The sequence below is a fragment of the Sporosarcina sp. A2 genome (assembly GCF_050858885.1).
Lineage (GTDB): Bacteria > Bacillota > Bacilli > Bacillales_A > Planococcaceae > Sporosarcina.
In genome coordinates this window covers 2,301,235-2,319,294 of record NZ_CP193898.1, presented here as the reverse complement: position 1 = coordinate 2,319,294, position 18,060 = coordinate 2,301,235, and the positions used below count along the sequence as shown (strand labels likewise).

The 18,060-nt window shown below is 41.2% G+C and carries 20 protein-coding genes and 1 riboswitch; of the genes, 10 read left to right on the top strand and 10 right to left on the bottom strand.

The window, feature by feature from the left end; all coding sequences use genetic code 11:
• Window positions 1-323 precede the first annotated feature (323 nt).
• Entirely contained in the window at window positions 324-2,051 is a 1,728-nt protein-coding gene (locus tag ACRPI0_RS11825) for an AAA family ATPase (protein WP_432352850.1), read from the top strand.
• Window positions 2,052-2,289: 238 nt separating this feature from the next.
• Here the strand turns inward: ACRPI0_RS11825 and ACRPI0_RS11820 are convergent, their stop codons facing one another.
• The 4 genes from ACRPI0_RS11820 to ACRPI0_RS11805 are packed head-to-tail and all read right to left on the bottom strand — an operon-like array spanning window position 2,290 to window position 5,086.
• Window positions 2,290-3,024: an ABC transporter ATP-binding protein gene (locus ACRPI0_RS11820; protein ID WP_432352849.1), complete on the bottom strand. Its 735-nt coding sequence runs from the start codon at window positions 3,022-3,024 to the stop codon at window positions 2,290-2,292.
• Complete coding sequence (locus ACRPI0_RS11815; RefSeq protein WP_432352848.1) at window positions 3,005-3,790, bottom strand: ABC transporter permease; 786 nt, start codon at window positions 3,788-3,790, stop codon at window positions 3,005-3,007. The genes ACRPI0_RS11820 and ACRPI0_RS11815 overlap by 20 nt, the downstream gene beginning before the upstream one ends.
• Window positions 3,787-4,077: a thiamine-binding protein gene (locus ACRPI0_RS11810; protein ID WP_432352847.1), complete on the bottom strand. Its 291-nt coding sequence runs from the start codon at window positions 4,075-4,077 to the stop codon at window positions 3,787-3,789. The genes ACRPI0_RS11815 and ACRPI0_RS11810 overlap by 4 nt, the downstream gene beginning before the upstream one ends.
• Before the next feature lie 13 nt (window positions 4,078-4,090).
• Window positions 4,091-5,086, bottom strand: a complete 996-nt coding sequence (locus ACRPI0_RS11805; RefSeq protein WP_432352846.1) for an ABC transporter substrate-binding protein — start codon at window positions 5,084-5,086, stop codon at window positions 4,091-4,093.
• A gap of 80 nt (window positions 5,087-5,166) precedes the next feature.
• Window positions 5,167-5,271: riboswitch (TPP riboswitch) on the bottom strand.
• 166 nt (window positions 5,272-5,437) lie between these two features.
• Here ACRPI0_RS11805 and ACRPI0_RS11800 point away from each other — a divergent pair.
• The 6 genes from ACRPI0_RS11800 (at window position 5,438) to ACRPI0_RS11775 (ending at window position 11,085) form a co-directional block, all read left to right on the top strand.
• On the top strand, window positions 5,438-6,157 hold the full coding sequence (locus tag ACRPI0_RS11800; RefSeq protein ID WP_432352845.1) for a YebC/PmpR family DNA-binding transcriptional regulator: 720 nt from the start codon (window positions 5,438-5,440) through the stop codon (window positions 6,155-6,157).
• 163 nt (window positions 6,158-6,320) lie between these two features.
• Complete coding sequence (locus ACRPI0_RS11795) at window positions 6,321-7,541, top strand: ATP-grasp domain-containing protein (RefSeq protein ID WP_432352844.1); 1,221 nt, start codon at window positions 6,321-6,323, stop codon at window positions 7,539-7,541.
• 60 nt (window positions 7,542-7,601) lie between these two features.
• Window positions 7,602-8,651, top strand: a complete 1,050-nt coding sequence (locus ACRPI0_RS11790) for a lipid II:glycine glycyltransferase FemX (RefSeq protein WP_432352843.1) — start codon at window positions 7,602-7,604, stop codon at window positions 8,649-8,651.
• A gap of 150 nt (window positions 8,652-8,801) precedes the next feature.
• Window positions 8,802-9,494, top strand: coding sequence for an aspartate/glutamate racemase family protein (locus tag ACRPI0_RS11785; protein WP_432352842.1), 693 nt, complete (start codon window positions 8,802-8,804; stop codon window positions 9,492-9,494).
• 125 nt (window positions 9,495-9,619) lie between these two features.
• Window positions 9,620-9,769 (top strand): Fur-regulated basic protein FbpA, encoded by a 150-nt coding sequence (fbpA, locus tag ACRPI0_RS11780; RefSeq protein WP_432352841.1) that lies wholly within the window; start codon window positions 9,620-9,622, stop codon window positions 9,767-9,769.
• A gap of 149 nt (window positions 9,770-9,918) precedes the next feature.
• Window positions 9,919-11,085 carry a DEAD/DEAH box helicase gene (locus ACRPI0_RS11775; protein WP_432352840.1) on the top strand — a complete coding sequence of 389 codons (1,167 nt, stop codon included), beginning with the start codon at window positions 9,919-9,921 and terminating at the stop codon, window positions 11,083-11,085.
• 40 nt (window positions 11,086-11,125) lie between these two features.
• Here the strand turns inward: ACRPI0_RS11775 and map are convergent, their stop codons facing one another.
• The 3 genes from map to ACRPI0_RS11760 form a co-directional block, all read right to left on the bottom strand.
• Window positions 11,126-11,872 carry a type I methionyl aminopeptidase gene (map, locus tag ACRPI0_RS11770; RefSeq protein ID WP_432352839.1) on the bottom strand — a complete coding sequence of 249 codons (747 nt, stop codon included), beginning with the start codon at window positions 11,870-11,872 and terminating at the stop codon, window positions 11,126-11,128.
• 80 nt (window positions 11,873-11,952) lie between these two features.
• Entirely contained in the window at window positions 11,953-12,321 is a 369-nt protein-coding gene (locus ACRPI0_RS11765; protein WP_432352838.1) for a DUF4870 domain-containing protein, read from the bottom strand.
• A 136-nt stretch (window positions 12,322-12,457) separates the two neighbouring features.
• Window positions 12,458-13,192: a hypothetical protein gene (locus ACRPI0_RS11760; protein WP_432352837.1), complete on the bottom strand. Its 735-nt coding sequence runs from the start codon at window positions 13,190-13,192 to the stop codon at window positions 12,458-12,460.
• A 208-nt stretch (window positions 13,193-13,400) separates the two neighbouring features.
• Here ACRPI0_RS11760 and ACRPI0_RS11755 point away from each other — a divergent pair, with 208 nt between their 5' ends.
• On the top strand, window positions 13,401-13,946 hold the full coding sequence (locus ACRPI0_RS11755; protein WP_432352836.1) for a GNAT family N-acetyltransferase: 546 nt from the start codon (window positions 13,401-13,403) through the stop codon (window positions 13,944-13,946).
• Window positions 13,947-14,090: 144 nt separating this feature from the next.
• Here ACRPI0_RS11755 and ACRPI0_RS11750 read toward each other — a convergent pair whose 3' ends face one another.
• The 3 genes from ACRPI0_RS11750 to ACRPI0_RS11740 form a co-directional block, all read right to left on the bottom strand.
• Window positions 14,091-14,663 (bottom strand): beta-class carbonic anhydrase, encoded by a 573-nt coding sequence (locus tag ACRPI0_RS11750; RefSeq protein WP_432352834.1) that lies wholly within the window; start codon window positions 14,661-14,663, stop codon window positions 14,091-14,093.
• A 92-nt stretch (window positions 14,664-14,755) separates the two neighbouring features.
• Window positions 14,756-14,896 (bottom strand): hypothetical protein, encoded by a 141-nt coding sequence (locus ACRPI0_RS11745; protein ID WP_432352833.1) that lies wholly within the window; start codon window positions 14,894-14,896, stop codon window positions 14,756-14,758.
• Window positions 14,897-15,076: 180 nt separating this feature from the next.
• Complete coding sequence (locus tag ACRPI0_RS11740; RefSeq protein WP_432352832.1) at window positions 15,077-16,309, bottom strand: aminopeptidase; 1,233 nt, start codon at window positions 16,307-16,309, stop codon at window positions 15,077-15,079.
• A 190-nt stretch (window positions 16,310-16,499) separates the two neighbouring features.
• Between ACRPI0_RS11740 and motA the strand changes: the two genes are divergently transcribed.
• Window positions 16,500-17,315: a flagellar motor stator protein MotA gene (gene motA / locus ACRPI0_RS11735; RefSeq protein ID WP_432352831.1), complete on the top strand. Its 816-nt coding sequence runs from the start codon at window positions 16,500-16,502 to the stop codon at window positions 17,313-17,315.
• Window positions 17,299-18,057, top strand: coding sequence for a flagellar motor protein MotB (gene motB, locus ACRPI0_RS11730; protein WP_432352830.1), 759 nt, complete (start codon window positions 17,299-17,301; stop codon window positions 18,055-18,057). Before motA ends, motB begins: the two co-directional genes overlap by 17 nt.
• Window positions 18,058-18,060: the final 3 nt, after the last annotated feature.

Below are 18,060 nucleotides of genomic sequence, written 5' to 3'. Positions count from 1 at the left end.
TTCTTTCATCTTCTTAAGCGTCTGATCTGTGTTCGTTTCTGCTTGGGATACAGAGGGATTGCTGCTGTTAGACTTATTGCGCTTGTCTTTTTGAATAGGAAAAACCTCCTCAGATATCAGTTAACCTTGCCATTTCAGTATGGTTCGAACATACGGAAGTATGTATGCTCATCGTGTATTTGGGAGCTACGCAAGTGTCCGTGACTAATCCATGACGGAATACATCTGTTCACTATATGGACACTAAGTTGTAAGATTACTTAGTTTCATTTCCTTAGTAGACTCCCTATAATGGAGATATCTTAATTAAGGAGCTGGGAAATTTGAAGTTTGCTAAATTTTATACTTCAAAATTAGTTATCGTCCTGTCCCTCCTCGTCATTGGAACGGCATCTTTTGTATTCTGGATTACAAGCGATGCTCATCGTGCAACACCGTTATCCTATACAGCTTTAGAGCAAAAACTAGGAGCTGAAGCGGGCGAAGCATCGTTGAAAGAAACGTCATCTGGAGCACTCTACTTGAAAGCTGGGAACGATCTTTTTGTAACAAATGTCCGTCCGGAAAGCGAACTAGCCGAACAACTGGTCAAAACATACAACGTTTCTTATACGTATTCTGGTGGGAATGCATCCGCTTATCTCATCGCAGGACTTTTGTTTGCATCTCTTCTAGTATTTTTCTTCCTGCAACAGAAAGGTAAGTTTGGTGTCGGAGCAGCTTCCATGAAGCACAGTGCCTCGAAAGAAACACCTCTTCCCACTATTACATTGAACGACATTGGTGGTTTGTCTCAGGAGATGAAAGATGAGATCTATCAAACGTTAGACATTATTAAAGACCCGAAACGATCTGAAGCACTCGGTGTAAAAGCACCTAAAGGTATTTTACTTGAAGGCCCTCCAGGAACAGGGAAAACGTTACTGGCGCAAGCGATTGCTCACGAAGTAGGAGCTTCTTTCTACTCTTCCAGTGGTTCTGCGTTTACTGAACTATTTGTCGGTGTTGGGGCATCCCGGATTCGAACGATGTTCCAAAACGCAAGAAAACAGGAAATGGCGGTCATCTTCATTGACGAAGTGGACGCACTTGCTGGTAAACGTAAGGCTCACGGCGGGGAAGAGTCTGAAAAAACGTTGACTGAACTTCTTGTCCAACTCGATGGTGGACAAGACAACAAAGGTGTGTTGTTCATTGCTGCTACGAATCGTAAAGATATGTTAGATGAAGCATTTTTACGTCCTGGACGAATCGATTATTCGTTCCAAGTACCGCTTCCTGACACCCAAGGACGCCGTGAAATTATGGACATCCATACAAAGGGCAAGGCATTAGCACCTAACGTAGCATCTTCACTCGATATGCTAGCTGAGAGCACAACTGGATTCTCAGGTGCACAAATCAGTGCATTGTTTACAACAGCTAGCAAACGGGCGATCCGTGAAGGACGCTCAGAAATAGATGTTAGTGATATGGATTTTGCAATTGACCGCACAATACTCGGTAACACGTCACGCAGTATGAACGATCCGTTGACTAAAAGACGCGTCGCGATTCACGAATCGGGTCATGCGCTTATTGCTGCTATTACAAAGCCACATTCTGTACGTAAAGCGACAATCATTCCTCGTGGACAAGCACTAGGTTACGTTGCCCCTATTCAAAAAGAACTTCATCTGCAAACGGCAAGTGAACTTCTTGACCAAGTGAGTATGATTCTTGGCGGTGGAATTGCTGAGAGGATTTACTTAGGGGAACATAGTATTGGTGTCAGCGGAGATGTGGAGCAAGCGAAAAGTATTATCGAGCGTATGGTCGATACTGGTTTACTTCAAGATGGATTTACGTTGACGTTCAGTAAGACTGAAAAAGAAGTCAAAATGCAAGAACTGTTTACTGTTGCAGTAGAGCGGACGGAAGAACTAATCCGTGGGCATGCAATTCAGTTTGAGAACTTGGTGAATGAGCTGTATACAAAAGAAACATTAGACGGATCTGAAGTACACACGATTGTCTGCGGACCTTCAAAAGAACTTGTACTCACTTCATAGAAAATAAGAGGGCGGCCAGCTAAATGGCTTGCCCTCTTTTAGTGTCTACGTTTAGGAATCGTTCCAGTTTGTTTTCTGTCATTTACGAATTTCAGGACGACCGGTAAAATAATTGGTCCCCATTTAATAGCAGTTTTCACGACTTTAGTTAGTTTCATAAGTTAGCGCTCCTTAGAAGAAGTTATAGTACTCCATTCCCTTCATTCCTACATGGTTAAACCTATTCCACAATACAATATTATCCACGGAGCTCATTGTAGATTTCGCGTTTCAACGATAGGAATGATTCACTAAAAAGTAATTCTTCAGATCGTGGTCGATCGAACGGAACGATTATTTCTTTTTTCACGATCGCAGGTTTGTCAGACAGAATCACAATTCGATCGGAAAGAAACAAAGCTTCGTCGATGTCGTGTGTAATGAAGAGAATCGATTTCCGATACGTTTCCCAAATCGATAGGAGCCATTGTTGCATTTCGAGACGGGTGAATTCATCCAACGCAGAAAAAGGCTCGTCTAAACAGATGATAGATTGTGGAGCATTTAAACTGCGTATGAAAGACACGCGTTGTTTCATACCTCCGGAAAGTTCACTAGGATACGCATTCTCATAACCCGAGAGTCCCGCGCTTTTAATGAGTGCTTTCGTTTTCTCTGGATCTTTTGGCGTTCCAGCGATTTCAGCACTCAGCTCTACATTTTGAAGCACGGTGCGCCAAGGAAAGAGTGCAGGGCTTTGGGGCATATAGCTGATGTGGCCGCGCGAATTGTTCAGTAACGAACCGTCGAGCGAAATCGTTCCGCCATCAGGTGTATACAGGCCGCCAATCAGCTGAAAAATTGTGCTTTTCCCACTACCTGATGGCCCGACAATGGAAACGAATTCACCTTCTTTAACGGACAATGTAATGTCTTGAAGGACATGATTGGCACCGTATGATTTTGATAAGTTATCAAGAATTAATTGACCCATTCGAATCGTTCCCTCCCTGACTGCGCCAGCGCAAGACGCTTTTTTCTATGGCTAAGACAATTCCAAAATACACCAGACTCAGTAGCATGATCAGTACAATTGCAACGAATACCCGATCTGTTTTAAACGAAGAAGACGCAAGTGTCATGTACACTCCGATACCTTTGTTCGCCCCAAGCCATTCTGAAATGACAGCACCCATGACGCTGTACGTTCCAGCGATTTTTAATCCTGAAAATAAGGAAGGTAACGAATGTTGCCATTGTAATTTCCAGAAAATCTGTCGATCACTTGCTCCAATCATTTTTAAATAGTACAACATATCACGGTCCGTCTGCCTGAAGCCATCCAGTGCTGCAATAGTAACCGGGAAGAAGCAAACAAGGACAATGACGATCACTTTCGGTAGCATTCCAAACCCGAACCAGATGACGAGAAGGGGAGCGAGTACAATTACAGGAATGTTTTGCGATAAAATCAGAAGCGGATAGAACGCTTGCTGAAGAAAGGGGATTCGGAATAAGAGTATTGCAACAAGGATACCTACTGAAATCCCGACAACATAACCTGTCACAGACAGTGTGATGGTAGACAAGATGTGTGGGGTATACAAGGCATAGCCAGTGAATGCTTCTTGAGCAATTTGAGTAGGCAATGGCAGCAACCAGCTTGGGACTTCGAAGAGGCGCGCAATGCCTTCCCATAGAACGAGTAAAAGGATGAGGACCAGTAACGGTCTCCATCCTTTAGATAATGCGGATTTCATCTGTATTTCTCCGTAAGTTTGTCCATAGATGCTCCCGCAGGATTGCTATAAATTTTAACTTGTGAAATAACACTTGTAGCCCCTAGTTCAGTCACGCGCACATTCATCTTTTCGATGATTTCTAGTAATTTTGATAGTTCGCCTTCCATCGTCGTCTCTAAAGGTGCTACGTGATAGGGAACGCCTGATTGGTCGATCACTTCGATTGCTGCATCCACATATGGGATTACGTCTTCGCCATTCGGTGTTTTCGGTATGATTTGAATACTAACTAGTGCATTTGCCATTGTTCATTCCTCCTCAGTTCGGTAAAAATTCGTTAGTGAAAGCATCTTCTGCGTTAAATTCGCCATCGAGTAAGCCGTTATCGTTCATCCATTCTGCATAAGATTCCCATGTTTTTAAACTTTGTTCGCCAAATCGAGCTGCATCATCCTGGTATTTAGGAGACAACCACTGTTGACTTTTCTTGACGAGTTCCGGATCCAAATCTGGCACAGCTTTAATAAGAATTTCTGCAGCTTCATCTGGGTGGTCAATTGCAAACTGGTAGCCTTTTGTAGCAGCAGCAACAAACGCTTTCACGGTGTCCGGATCTTTAGCAATTAGTTTTTCGTTTGTCGTGATGACCGGTGTATAGTAATCCAGTTTCTCTGAGTAATCTTTCAAGTATTGAATATTGAGATCCATTCCGCGCTGTTCAGCTTCGATGCCTGTCCATCCGTAATATACCCAAGCTAGGTCAACATCGCGTTGAATGGCAGTAAAGAAATCAGAAGACCCCATGTTGATGTAGTTCACTTTACTACTATCTGCGTTATCCTTTTCCATCAAGGACTCAACAACTGCTTGCTCCACTGGTGCACCCCAACCGCCATAGTTTTTTCCTTCAAAGTCTTTTGGAGATTCGATGCCTTCTTCTTTCAATGAAGCAAAACCTGAAGTGTTGTGCTGGATGATAGCTGCAATTGAAACAATTGGAATCCCTACGGCCCGTGCTTCAGTGAGTGCTTCTTGAGCACCGATTCCGAAGTCGGCTTTCCCTGAAGCAACGAGCTGATCTGCTCCAGCTTCACCGGGTAGCATGATTTCTACATCCAGTCCTTCGTTTTTAAAGTAACCTTTTTCCTGCGCTACGTACAAACCGGTATGGTTCGTATTCGGTGTCCAATCGAGTGCAAAGTGGACTTTTTGAGTCGCTTCTTTGTCCGTAAAACCTGACGCAACAGGCTCTTTTTCTGTCCCGCAAGCCGAAAGTAAAGATGCCGCGAACAAGACTGTTAGTATTCGTTTCAATGAAATCCCCCTCCTGGAGTTTCACACTGCAACAAAAAAACGCGCACTCCCGTTTAACGGAAGCGCGCGTCACATAATCATTATGAAATGAATATGTTCCCTCCGCTGGCGTTACCCAGATCAGGTTCAAAGGGTCTGCAACTTACGTGCATCTCAACCGGTATTCGGTACCCCTACATATTGTCAGTGATGAAGTTGTTTGGTATTCACCTATTACTTTGCCACACTTTTCTGTAAGTAGCAAGTCTTGCATTTTTAACGTTTTTTACTTTCCGCAATGAATTTAGTCGTGATATACTAGGAAAAGGATATTCTACTCTGATTCATCTAAACAGAAAGTGAGTGGTCACAATGGGCCGTAAATGGAACAATATTAAAGAAAAGAAAGCGTCAAAAGATGCTAACACGAGCCGTATTTATGCGAAATTCGGACGCGAAATATATGTAGCAGCAAAACAAGGGGAGCCGAATCCTGAGTCCAACCAAGCGCTTAAAATCGTTTTGGAACGTGCGAAAACGTACAGTGTCCCTAAAGCAATTATCGACCGTGCAATTGAAAAAGCTAAAGGCGGCGGTGAAGAGAGCTACGATGAGCTTCGTTACGAAGGTTTCGGACCGAATGGCTCTATGGTAATTGTAGATGCACTTACAAATAACGTTAACCGTACAGCTTCAGAAGTTCGGGCTGCATTCGGTAAAAACGGAGGCAACATGGGTGTCAGTGGTTCTGTTGCGTACATGTTTGACCATACGGCAGTTTTCGGAATCGAAGGAAAGTCAGCAGACGACGTTCTTGAATTGATGATGGAACACGACGTTGATGTTAACGACATTAGCGAAGAGGACGGACAGGTTCTTGTTTACGCAGACCCTACTGCATTCCACGAAGTACAAGAAGCATTTAAAGCAGAAGGCATTACAGAGTTCACGGTAGCTGAACTTACGATGCTAGCTCAAAATGACATCGAAATAGACGAAGGTTCAATAGAGCAATTCGAAAAGATGATCGATGCAATCGAAGACTTGGAAGATGTGCAGCAAGTGTATCATAACGTCGATCTTGGTGAGTAAAGACTAGAGGCCGCTCCTGTTATAGGGGCGGCTTTTACGCGTCTTTCAATACCCCCTCGTTTCTTGACTTGCAAAAGGGGGTAAGCTAAACTTGTGACAGGTATGGACAGTCGAATAGAGTGCGTCTCGACGCTTTTTTGCTGTCTTGGAATGGAGGAACACCATGCAAAAAACAGATTTCATCCCCGTAATACTAGGGTCTGACGATAATGCTTACGGAATGGCGCGTGCCTTCCACGAACAGTACGGAATCGTCAGTATCGTTGCGACTAAAGGGGAACTTTTATCAACGATGCACAGTAAAATTGTAGACAAACGGATTTTTGCTGATTTTGATCAGCCTGAGATATTTGTGAAAAGTCTTCTTACATTAAAAGACGAGTTACTTCAACAGACGGACAAGCTGCTGTTGATAGCGAGTAACGAAAATTATGTAGAACTTGCAGTACGTAGCCGGAGTCAACTAGAACCTCATTACATAGTGCCATTTGTAGATGAAGAAATGATGGATGCCATCATTTTTAAAGAAAATTTCTATGAAATGGCTGAAACATACAACCTGGACTACCCCGATACCGTCATGTTTGAGAAGGGAATGGATCCTCATGATTCGCTTCCATTCGATTTTCCGGTAGTTGTCAAACCTTCTGATAGTATGCGTTACTTTGTTGCACAGTTTGAGGGGAAGAAAAAGGCATATGTTCTTCATACGAAAGAGGAATATGTCGATGCAATCAAACGCATTTATCAATCTTCATATGATGGGAAACTTATCATTCAAGATTACATTCCAGGCGATGATACTGTGATGCGTGTATTAAATGCGTATTGTGACCGCAATGGAAAAGTTCGAATGATGTGCTTAGGTCATGTCGTTTTAGAAGACTATACACCAGTCTTGATCGGCAACTATGTCGGTATCGTTGGTGAAGAAAACCAGGAAATCTACGATCAGTATAAGACATTCCTAGAAGCAATCGGTTTTGTTGGGTATGCCAACATTGACTTGAAATATGATCGCCGAGATGGAAAGTATAAGATTTTCGAACTTAACATCCGCCAAGGACGCAGTAGTTTCTTCGTTACTGCAAATGGCTACAATATGGCTAAGTATTTAGTTGAAGACCGTGTGTACCAGCATGATAATCCTATTGAGTACGGACGAAACGAAGTGCTTTGGCATGCCGTTCCGAAAAAGTTATTAGTGAAGTATACGATGGATGATCAGTTGAAAACAAAAGTGAAGCGCTTGATAAAAGAAGGCAAAACTGCTTCCACGCTTTACTACGATCAGGACAAGTCTCTGATCCGCTCATTAAAACTTTATAATTATTACCGCAATTACTACAATCGATTTGAACAGTATTTCAAAAAGAAAAACTGATTTCAAACGGTAGAGAATGCCTGAACGTGAAAGGCGTTATGACTAAGGAGTGTCAAATCAGTGCCTATATTAGATAAAAACAACTTGGCCGAAGTCGAACGCTATCATGCGTTTGTCCGGTCTTCCCCGTATCGTTCGATGACCCAAGACCTGAACTGGTCGTTCATTAAAGATGACTGGGGCAATGAACAAGTATATCTAGAAGAAAATGGTGAAATCACTGCAGCTATGTCGCTGCTCATTAAAAAAGTACCTGGAGGCTATTCACTTCTGTATGCGCCACGAGGACCCGTCTGTGATGTGTATGACGAGCGTAAAGTTGCAGCATTGTTAAAAGAAGCAGAGCCTTTAGCGAAAAAGCATAAAGCATTCGCATTGAAAATGGATCCGGAAGTCGTATTTGATGAAAAACTCGATCAGCTCTATAGAAATGCAGGATATACTGTGCATAATACGGATGCTGGAAAAGACGACCTGATTCAACCGAGGATGAATATGATCGTCTCGTTAGAAGGTAAAGATGAGGACGCACTAATGGCTGGGTTCCGTAAAAAGACACGTAACCTGATTCGTAGCGCTGCGAAGAAAGGTGTCGAAACTTCTTGGTCTCGCTCAGATGAGTACTTGAAGGACTTCTTCGATATTTATAAAACGATGGCAGAACGAAATCATATTACTACTCGCTCGTATGAGTATTTTGTTAAGCTTCGCGACAACTTCGATGGCTTGCGTATCTATTTAATGACGCATGAGGAAGACAAGTTGGCGGCAGCGGTTACTATCAATTATGCGGGTAAGATGTATTATTTGTATGCAGGTAGCAGTAATGTCAAACGTAATATGAATCCGAACCACTTGATGAACTTTGAGATGATGAAGTGGGGACTTGAAGAAGATGCGATTCAATATGATCTAGGTGGGATTTTCAGTACGAATTCCGAAGAAGATGGTCTTTATGCATTTAAAAAGAGTTTCTTCAACGATGAGGACGATAATGTCACAACGTACATTGGTGAAATTGACCATGTCTATAAACCACTTTTGTATAATTTATTCGTTAAGGTCGTACCGAAAGTTCAACAACTTAAGAAAAAATTGAAGAGTAATTAATAGAGAAGGAGAGGTTGCTTACGCAGCCTCTTCTTTTTAGATTGAACGCACGTATGGAACTTGTCCAATTCTCAAACGTTCAAGTAATTGTGATATACTTTTTCAATCGGTATAGCCGCTTAAACTAACTACAGAAAGTAAGATGCCCTTATGAAAACACTAGGAATTATTGGCGGCGTAGGTCCCCTTGCCACGATGTATTACGGAGATATGATTGTACGACTTACTGAAGCTGAAAAAGATCAGGATCATATAAATATGATCATTCTAAATGACACAACAATACCAGATCGGACTGCATTCATTTTGGATTCTACTCAAACGAATCCTGTTCCAGTTTTAGTGAAGGACGCACAAAAGTTAGAAGCAATGGGAGCGCAAGTTATTACTATTCCGTGTAATACCGCTCATACATTTTTTAAAGAAATCCAGGAGTCGGTTAACGTTCCTGTTATTCATATGATTAATGAAACGGTTCACCGTGCCTCCGCTGAAGGTGCGAAGCGTGTAGGAATCTTAGCAACGACAGGAACAATCGAAGCAGGTGTCTTTCAACAATCGTGTAGGGATGCTGGTTTAACGCCCGTGTTGCCGGACGAAGAAATCCAACGAGATGTGATGACTGTCATCTACGACCAAGTGAAAGCAGGGCGACCGACAGATGTGAACTTATGGGAGAAGATTACGAAGGCGATGGAAGCATTGCATTGTGAGCGAATTATTCTAGGGTGTACAGAACTCTCTATTGTAAAAAAAGAGCTTCAGTTGGATCAAAAATTCCTAGACACATTACGTGTTCTCGCTGAAACAGCGATTGTCCGTTGTGGCGGAAAAGTCCGTTAATTTATATTACTATGTTCTGCTTAAGAGGTCACCTATTTCAGAATTGGAATTTGGTGGTATAGGTTTATTGTTCCTTAAAATAAGGAATAGATAAGTGTGTACAAACTCAAAGAGGAGCGAGCACCATGTTGAAATTACAAGAAACTAAAATGGATATGAAGCGTGAGGATGTTATTCAACGACTGGTGGAGCGAGGCATTTTCAAAATTGATGAAAAGCAACTCTATGAATTACCATTATATCTATTAATGAAAGAATATTATAAGTACGTATAAGTTAAACGCCGGTTGAGGAAATATCCTTAGCTGGTGTTTATTTTTGTGACTTCAAGCATATATGTACAAAAAAGACACCCTTAAGAAATGAGCAGGCAAGTATAGAACTGTGGTAAACTGGTAGGAAGATAGCGAAAGTAGGGATAGGTATGTCCTTTTTACAAGGAATGAGTCAAGAAATCCAAGAAAAATGGAAATTCGAAAATGTAATGCCGATACAAGAACAAATGATACCTGAAATGTTAGCTGGAAGAGATGTTGTAGCAGAATCTCCAACGGGTTCAGGAAAAACACTTGCGTATGTATTGCCTTTATTGGAACTGACGGATGGTTCTAAGCAACAAACACAGGCACTAATCATGACACCTTCTCAAGAATTATCGATGCAGATTGTAAATGTAATTCGTGAATGGACTGAAGGCACTCAAATTACGGTTACTCAATTAATTGGCGGAGCCAATATGCAGCGCCAAATTGAAAAGTTAAAGAAAAAGCCTACAATTGTCGTTGGGACACCAGGACGTCTTTCTGAGCTGATCAAGAACAAAAAGTTGAAGATGGGCGATATCCGCCATATTATTCTAGATGAAGGTGACCAGTTATTGTCTCGTGAAAATCGTGTAGCTGTGAAAAACATGATTGAATCGTCACATGAGTCACGTCAAGTAGCAGTAGTGTCTGCAACGATTACAGAAGATATTGAAGATGTCTCAAATCGTTTCATGCAGGATCCTGTTCATTTGAAAGTAACGGCTGAAGAAATGCCCGCATCAGGTCAGGTCGTTCATTCATATGTGAAGACGGAAGTGCGTAACAAAACAGAAGTACTCCGTGGACTGTCACATGTGAGTGGCCTACGCGCTCTAGCATTCATCAATAACGTAGATCAGCTACGGATGAAAGAAATGAAATTACAGTATGAAGGTGCGCCGGTAGCTGTATTGTATTCAGATATGAACAAATTTGAACGCCAAGAAACACTCGATAAGTTCCGTAAAGGGGATATTCGTATCCTAATTGCGACGGATTTAGCAGCACGCGGATTGGACATTGAAGGATTAACACACGTTATCCATGTAAATGTGCCGCATACCGTAGAACAATATGTGCATCGTTCAGGGCGAACAGGTCGTGCAGGTGCAGATGGAGAAGTCCTAACTTTATTATCTTATCCAGAAGAGCGAGATTACCGGAAACTTGCAAAAGGGTATAAGCCTGTTCAAAAAGTATGGCATGGTGGAAAACTTGTAGAAGGTAACTCGAAATCTATAATTGCACAACAACCTTCGGCACAAAAAAAGAAAAAGAAAAAGTAAAAAACGTACGCCATGATAATCATGGCATACGTTTTTTTGTTTAGAGTTCTGTTAAAATTATTGGCTTGTCTTTTGTTACGATAATCGTATGTTCGATCTGAGCAACGAGTGACTTGTCCGGAGTGATGAAAGTCCAGCCATCGCCTTCTTCAATAATGTGTTCAGCTTTTGCGGAGATGAACGGCTCTACCGCAATAACCATACCTTCTTTCATGATGGTTGGCTCCCATGGATCATAATAATTAAGTACATGTTGAGGCTCTTCGTGAAGCGTAGTACCAATTCCGTGACCCGTTAGGTTCTTAATCACTGTCAGTCCGTTATCTTTTGCTTCACGTTCTACAGCTTTACCAATCTGATTTAGGCGTGAACCTGATTTTACTTTTGTCATTGCACGATCGAATGCACTCTTCGCTGTATCGCATAACTTTTGCTTCGCTGCATCAGCAGTACCTAAAACAAAAGAAATACCAGTATCTGCGAAGTAGCCACCACATGAACCAGACACATCGATGTTAATCAAGTCGCTATCTTTAAGCACGCGCTTGCCTGGGATGCCGTGAGCAACTTCATGATTGACACTGATACACGTATAACCAGGGAAATCATACTGATCGATTGGTGCGGAAACAGCTCCTTTTTCTGCAAAAAGTTTGCCTCCAAATTCATCAAGTTCCTTCGTTGTCATGCCAGGGACAGCTGCTGCTTTCATCTCTTCGCGAATCTCGGCAACAATACGTCCGATTTTACGTAACGCAGCAAATTCTTCTTCTGTAGTTGCAATCATGTGAAATCCTTCTTTCTGTACTTTCTTTGTCAATTCTAACTATAACACATTTCAGTGGAACTACCTGAGTAGACGGTTTGTTAGTATTTGAATACTTTCACTCCTTGGACGACATTCCATATGAGCACGATGATAAATAGAAAACCGTAGATCATCATGAAAAGTATAGGCGCTGCTCCCCAGAAACCCATAGGATTCGCTACTGTATTTATGGATGGGTCATGCATGAAGTCTAAAGAAGTTTGACGAAGAGGAAAAAATTGAAAAAACGATATAAGGGTTGCTGCAATTAATAAAATCATAGGAATCAAGTGAGAAATGAGTGCTCGTTTTGAATGCTGTTTAACATCGCGATTGTCAACAACAAGCCAAATTACGAATGGAACTAATAAGGGTGCGAAAAAAACGCTGAAGTAACTTAGTGAAGATAATAATTTTGAGTTATCCAAAAGATGCATCTCCTTTCTTTACAAACTTTATAATCAGTATGACCAACTATCCATGGAAAAGCACATGGACTAGATAATCTATAAGAAGAATTCATTGGGAAAGTAAAAAAAAGACATCAATTCAGCAGTACAACTGCTAAATCGATGTCTCTTTTCTGTTTTTAGAAACGGAAGTCGGCGCGAACATGAAAAACCCGAAAATCAATATGGCAATTAGAAATAGGGTAGACATAGTTACAAATAGTTCTTCTGTTTTAATGTTCAGTAGAATGCCGATAAACACCCAAATGAATACGGAAGAAATTACCCAGTCGCGATGGTGATAACTAAAATGTAATGCAATCGCTGTAAGAACTGTTAAATTCAGAATGGTCCATAGAACTGTACTAAGACCCATGCGATTCCACTCATCTAGTACAAGTAAATAATTCGTATTGATGACAAAGTCAATCAATGTCCAAGAAAAGAGTAATGCAATTGGAACGCGTTGGCCACATTCATTCTTTTTCTGAGGATAGGTAAGGTAGAGTGTATAAAGTGATAGCAACCCAACTAATGTTATCAAACAACCCCAACCAAAATAACTATAATGCCATAGTGGAAACCAAGCTGCATTTGCAAAGCATGCTAAGCAAAACAGTACTACGCGTCGATTAGATAAACGGTCAGTAGAGTTGAATTTATAAATCCAAAATGCTAAGCACAGAAAAATAATAGGCCGAATGATAAAGGTGATATCTGCAGGCATAAGAAGTATCGGAAGTTTATGTGCGATTTCAATTGTAGTCATGCCGTTCAATAGAGTGGAATGTGATAAACTTAGTGCAGCTGTTAACGCTAGAAAAACAATAGTAACAATTATTTTTTTCATGTATTATCCTCCTTATAACAGTATACTAGTTAAAAAGTGGTAGTGAAAAAGTAATTATGAAGTTTTCGCAACAATTCTTCCTAATGGTAGCGGATAGGACAGTTGTTTTAGGGAATAACATGGTATAATAAGCAAAATGAGTACATAGCGTATACGTAATACAAGTTTGAACGACTGACTAATGGCAAGTGCAAAAGGTGGAATAGGCGTGATACTACTTGAAGGATCTAGTTGTTATTTACGAATATTGACAGAAGAAGATGCAGTCATTTTTACAGAGTTAGTATCAAGAAACAAAGAATACTGGACCGTATTTGAGCCACGTCATGACGCTAGCTATTATACAGTACCTATGCAAAAAGAAAAAATCCGTGAATCCCTTTATCAAATGAGAGACCGTCGGGAGTATAATTTCGGGATTTTCAATAGCGAAACAAGTCGATTAGTTGGGCAAATTTCGTTGTATAGCATAAAGCGATTGCCGTTTTCGAGCGGATTTGTCGGGTATTCTATTGATTATGAATCTGCAGGTATGGGAATGGGGACAGAGGCGTTAGATCTGATTACAAATTTCGCATTCGAAACTGCGGGCTTGCATCGTGTAGAAGCGTATGTATCTCCGAGGAACGTAGCTTCTATACGTGTCCTTGAAAAAACGAACTTCAATCGCGAAGGTTTACATCGGAAACTTCTTTACATTAATGGAGTATGGGAAGACCATTATATGTATGCTCAACTTGAAGATGACTATTGAAAGGGTAAGACCGCATGGCGATTTTTGAAAAGTCGCTTTCGGATATGGTTGCATTAAAAAACACAGTCTTACTCACTTATTTCAAGTTGAGAAGGACTGTGTTTTTTATGTCTATTTCCCGGGAAATAGTGCGGAATAAGTCGCTTATTTTGTAGTTTTTGAATACCCATCTTCAATAATGTCGAGTTTACCCGTATCAGGATGCATGACAAGTCCGTGAACTGGAACTGTTGTATCCATTAGTGGATGATTACGTACCGCATCCACACTTTGTTTCACACTTGCAGTTACATCTTTAAATCCATGAAGCCAACCTTTAAGATCCACGCCTGAATACGCAAGTGTTTTGAAAAGGTCTCTATCAATCCCTCTAGCAACCATTTTGTCGATGATGGACTCCGTATCAATAGAGCTCATGCCGCAATCATAGTGTCCAATGATGTATACTTCATCCGCTTGTAATTCATAAATTGCAATTAGTAAACTACGCATAATACTTCCGAATGGATGTGCAACAAGTGCTCCTGCACTTTTAACGATTTTAGCATCACCATTTTTTAAATTCATAGCGTTAGGTAGTAGTTCAGTGAGGCGTGTATCCATACATGTCAAAACGACGATACGCTTGTTAGGGAACTTTGTTGTCGCATATTGCTCGTATTGATGTTCTTCCACGAATTTGTCATTATGTTCTAAAATAGTTGATAGAAGTGTCATAAGGAATTCCTCCGTTAATAAGTATGTAGAGAAAAAGGGCGCCTTTAGGCAGCCCTTTTTCTATATTTCAAAAGACCGCGATCGTAAAGAAGTTAATAGCGGACATCTGGTTTTGCATCAATTATTTCTGAGTCATGCGATACTAAAGAATCTTTCATGTAGTGAATCATAAACAAAGCAGCAAGTCCAAAAGTAACTGCAAAACCTAAGATTGTAACAATTAGTAAGCCCATTATTAGTCTCCTCTCTATGAATAATCAAGTGACTACACTAAGTATACCGCATTTCCATAGAAAATTTAAGAGTCTTTCGCGATTTCCAAAAAAAGTAAGTAACCAAAGTGATATAAAAGACGATAGGTTCGATGAATTCAGATGTTAAATAATGTTGAAATGCTAACTAGGCAACTCGAGTTAAAAAGCCCAAGTGCCCTTGCGGAACACAGGTTCGATTGTTCCATCTTCCAAGATTCCGTCAATGTCCATCTCGCCGGATCCAACCATGAAGTCAACGTGCGTAATACTTTGGTTCAAGCCGTGTTGTTCAAGTGCTTCGCGATCCATTTCTTTACCGCCAACTAGATTGAACGCATATGCGCTACCAATGGCTAAATGATTTGAGGCATTCTCATCGAAAAGTGTGTTGTAAAACAACAGACCAGATGCAGAAATTGGTGACTCATGAGGGACAAGTGCAACTTCACCTAAATATTTAGCGCCTTCATCTGCCTCAATCATATTTTCTAAGACGTCTTGTCCTTGGCTAGCAGAGATCTCTGTAATTTGCCCGTCTTTAAATGTGATTTTGAAATCATCGATAATGGTACCGCCATAACTTAGTGGCTTCGTGCTTGAAACCACACCATTCACACCTGTTTTTAGCGGTGCTGTAAAGACTTCTTCCGTAGGCATATTAGCCATGAATGTTGCGCCATCCGCGTTGACACTTCCGGCACCACACCATGTATGCTTTTCAGGTAACTCAATCGTTAGATCAGTACCTGGAGCTGTATAGTGAAGTTTATGGTAATGCTTGCTGTTCAAATAATCCACTTTCTCATGTAGCTTCTGATCATGTTGCTTCCATTCATCTACTGGATTAGCTGTGTTCGAACGTGTGGATTTGAAAATTGCATTCCATAATGATGGGACTTGCTCCGCAACAGGGAGATCTGGGAAAACAAGAGCAGCCCAGTCCACTGAAGGAGCTGCAATTACTGTCCAGCTAAACTTGTCAGCTTGCATCATTTGACGGAAGCCATCAAGTGCTAAGCCACTAGCCTTTTGTGCATCACGAATTCTAGAAGGATCTACATTTTTAAATAAGTCAGGGCTTTGAGAAACAATACTCATGAAGGCAGTTCCTTTTTTAGCAAGATCTTCTCGCTCTGCAATTTTCCAAGAGGGGAACTCAGTAAACGAATCCGCGGGTGCTTGTTCATATCGAATGCGAGAGATAACGTCGTCACTCCAATCGACGAAAACTTGTCGAGCACCTGCTGCGTAAGCCTTTTCAACGATAATCCGTACAAATTCCCGGACATCTGTAGAAGCGCTTATAAAAAGACTTTGGTCCGGTTGAATGTTTACCCCAACTTTTACGGCAAGTTCTGCATAATTTTGTAACTGTTGTTCGAATGTATTCATTTAAGTTAAACCCCTTTCACTATATACTCTTTATAGTACCAATAGTGGTAAGAAAAGTGCAAAAAGAAAGATTTGAATTCGCTTACAATAACTTTATGAAAGATTACTAAGATTTCTCATCGCGATTCCCTAAAGAAAGTACAAATTTTGACGAAATAAATAGAAGAATGAAAGACATGGAGGTCTTTGCATGGATTTATCAACGGTGTTTGGTTTAATTATCGGTGTCGTGGCAATTGTTGTAGGTATGTTTTTAAAAGGCGCGGCACTTTCAAGTTTGCTGAATCCCGCAGCTATCCTGATTATTATTTTCGGGACGATAGCTTCAGTAGTCATCGCTTTTCCGATGAACGAAATCAAACGTATCCCAAAACTTTTCGGAGTGATTTTTAAAGAACAAAAGTTATCATCTGATGCAGATATTATTAGAATGTTTTCATCGTGGGCAGACGTAGCTCGAAGAGAAGGATTGCTTTCACTCGAAGCACAAACAGATTCGATTGAAGATCCATTCTTGAAAAATGGACTTGGACTTGCAATTGATGGTCAAAATGCTGACTACATTCGAGACGTTCTCGGTGAAGAAGTAGACGCAATGTCTGATCGGCACTCAGCAGGTGCACTTATTTTCGCTCAAGCGGGTACATATGCGCCTACACTTGGTGTACTTGGAGCGGTAATTGGTCTAATTGCAGCATTAGGAAACATGAATGATATCGATGCATTAGGGCACGCGATTTCCGCAGCATTTATCGCTACATTACTAGGGATTTTCACAGGTTATGTCCTATGGCATCCATTTGCGAATAAGTTGAAGCGTAAATCAGCTGAAGAAGTTCGTCAAAAGAATATGATGATCGAGGGAATTCTATCTGTACTTGAAGGAGAAGCACCTCGCGTCATTGAGCAGAAATTATCATCATACCTATCTATGGAGGAACGTCGTAAGTTAGCAACAGATAGCCCGAAAGGCAAGGAGGCGGGTGAAGTTGCCGAAGAAGCGTAACCGTAAAAGAGATGATGGTCACGTAGATGAGTCTTGGCTACTGCCGTACTCAGACCTGTTAACATTACTCCTTGCATTATTTATCGTGCTTTTTGCATCGAGTTCACTAGACGAAGCGAAGTTCAGCCAAATTTCTGCGGTATTTAACGAGATTTTTGATGGCGGCAGAGGAGTCATGGACAGTTCGTCTCCTACTACTGTACCAGTACCACAAAAGGATACGGGTTCAGAAAATGATAATTCTTCCTACTTAGAAGATCAGAAATCGTTGGAAGAGATTCAAGATAGCCTAGAAGAGTACATCGCTGCGAACGAATTAGAAGGACAGTTCGATACTAAACTTACTGAAGAGGGGTTACTGGTGACCATCAGAGATAGTGTACTGTTTGGTCCAGGTAGAGCTGAAATCGACAGTCAATATCGTTCGATTGCAACAGATATTTCAAATTTGCTAGTTTTTGAAAAGCCTAGGCAAATTGTTATAACGGGGCATACGGATGATATCCCAATGATGAGTGGTCAGTACAAATCGAACTGGGAACTCAGTGTCATGCGTGCTGTGAACTTCTTATCCATTATTGCTGAAAACAAGAAAGTAGATCCTCTGGCTTTCAGTGCTAAAGGATACGGCGAATTCCGACCAATCGCCCCTAACGATACAGAAGTGGGCCGAGCTAAGAATAGACGCGTTGAAGTTCTGATCCAGCCGCGTGTCTTAAAAGACGGTTCAGCATATGAATAATAA

Bases quoted from the DNA above. Each gene is read 5' to 3' on its own strand.
- ACRPI0_RS11820 (WP_432352849.1), bottom strand. From the start codon at position 3,024: ATGGGTCAATTAATTCTTGATAACTTATCAAAATCATACGGTGCCAAT.
- ACRPI0_RS11815 (WP_432352848.1), bottom strand. From the start codon at position 3,790: ATGAAATCCGCATTATCTAAAGGATGGAGACCGTTACTGGTCCTCATC.
- ACRPI0_RS11810 (WP_432352847.1), bottom strand. From the start codon at position 4,077: ATGGCAAATGCACTAGTTAGTATTCAAATCATACCGAAAACACCGAAT.
- ACRPI0_RS11800 (WP_432352845.1), top strand. From the start codon at position 5,438: ATGGGCCGTAAATGGAACAATATTAAAGAAAAGAAAGCGTCAAAAGAT.
- ACRPI0_RS11795 (WP_432352844.1), top strand. From the start codon at position 6,321: ATGCAAAAAACAGATTTCATCCCCGTAATACTAGGGTCTGACGATAAT.
- ACRPI0_RS11785 (WP_432352842.1), top strand. From the start codon at position 8,802: ATGAAAACACTAGGAATTATTGGCGGCGTAGGTCCCCTTGCCACGATG.
- fbpA (WP_432352841.1), top strand. From the start codon at position 9,620: ATGTTGAAATTACAAGAAACTAAAATGGATATGAAGCGTGAGGATGTT.
- ACRPI0_RS11775 (WP_432352840.1), top strand. From the start codon at position 9,919: ATGTCCTTTTTACAAGGAATGAGTCAAGAAATCCAAGAAAAATGGAAA.
- map (WP_432352839.1), bottom strand. From the start codon at position 11,872: ATGATTGCAACTACAGAAGAAGAATTTGCTGCGTTACGTAAAATCGGA.
- ACRPI0_RS11760 (WP_432352837.1), bottom strand. From the start codon at position 13,192: ATGAAAAAAATAATTGTTACTATTGTTTTTCTAGCGTTAACAGCTGCA.
- ACRPI0_RS11750 (WP_432352834.1), bottom strand. From the start codon at position 14,663: ATGACACTTCTATCAACTATTTTAGAACATAATGACAAATTCGTGGAA.
- ACRPI0_RS11745 (WP_432352833.1), bottom strand. From the start codon at position 14,896: ATGGGCTTACTAATTGTTACAATCTTAGGTTTTGCAGTTACTTTTGGA.
- ACRPI0_RS11740 (WP_432352832.1), bottom strand. From the start codon at position 16,309: ATGAATACATTCGAACAACAGTTACAAAATTATGCAGAACTTGCCGTA.
- motA (WP_432352831.1), top strand. From the start codon at position 16,500: ATGGATTTATCAACGGTGTTTGGTTTAATTATCGGTGTCGTGGCAATT.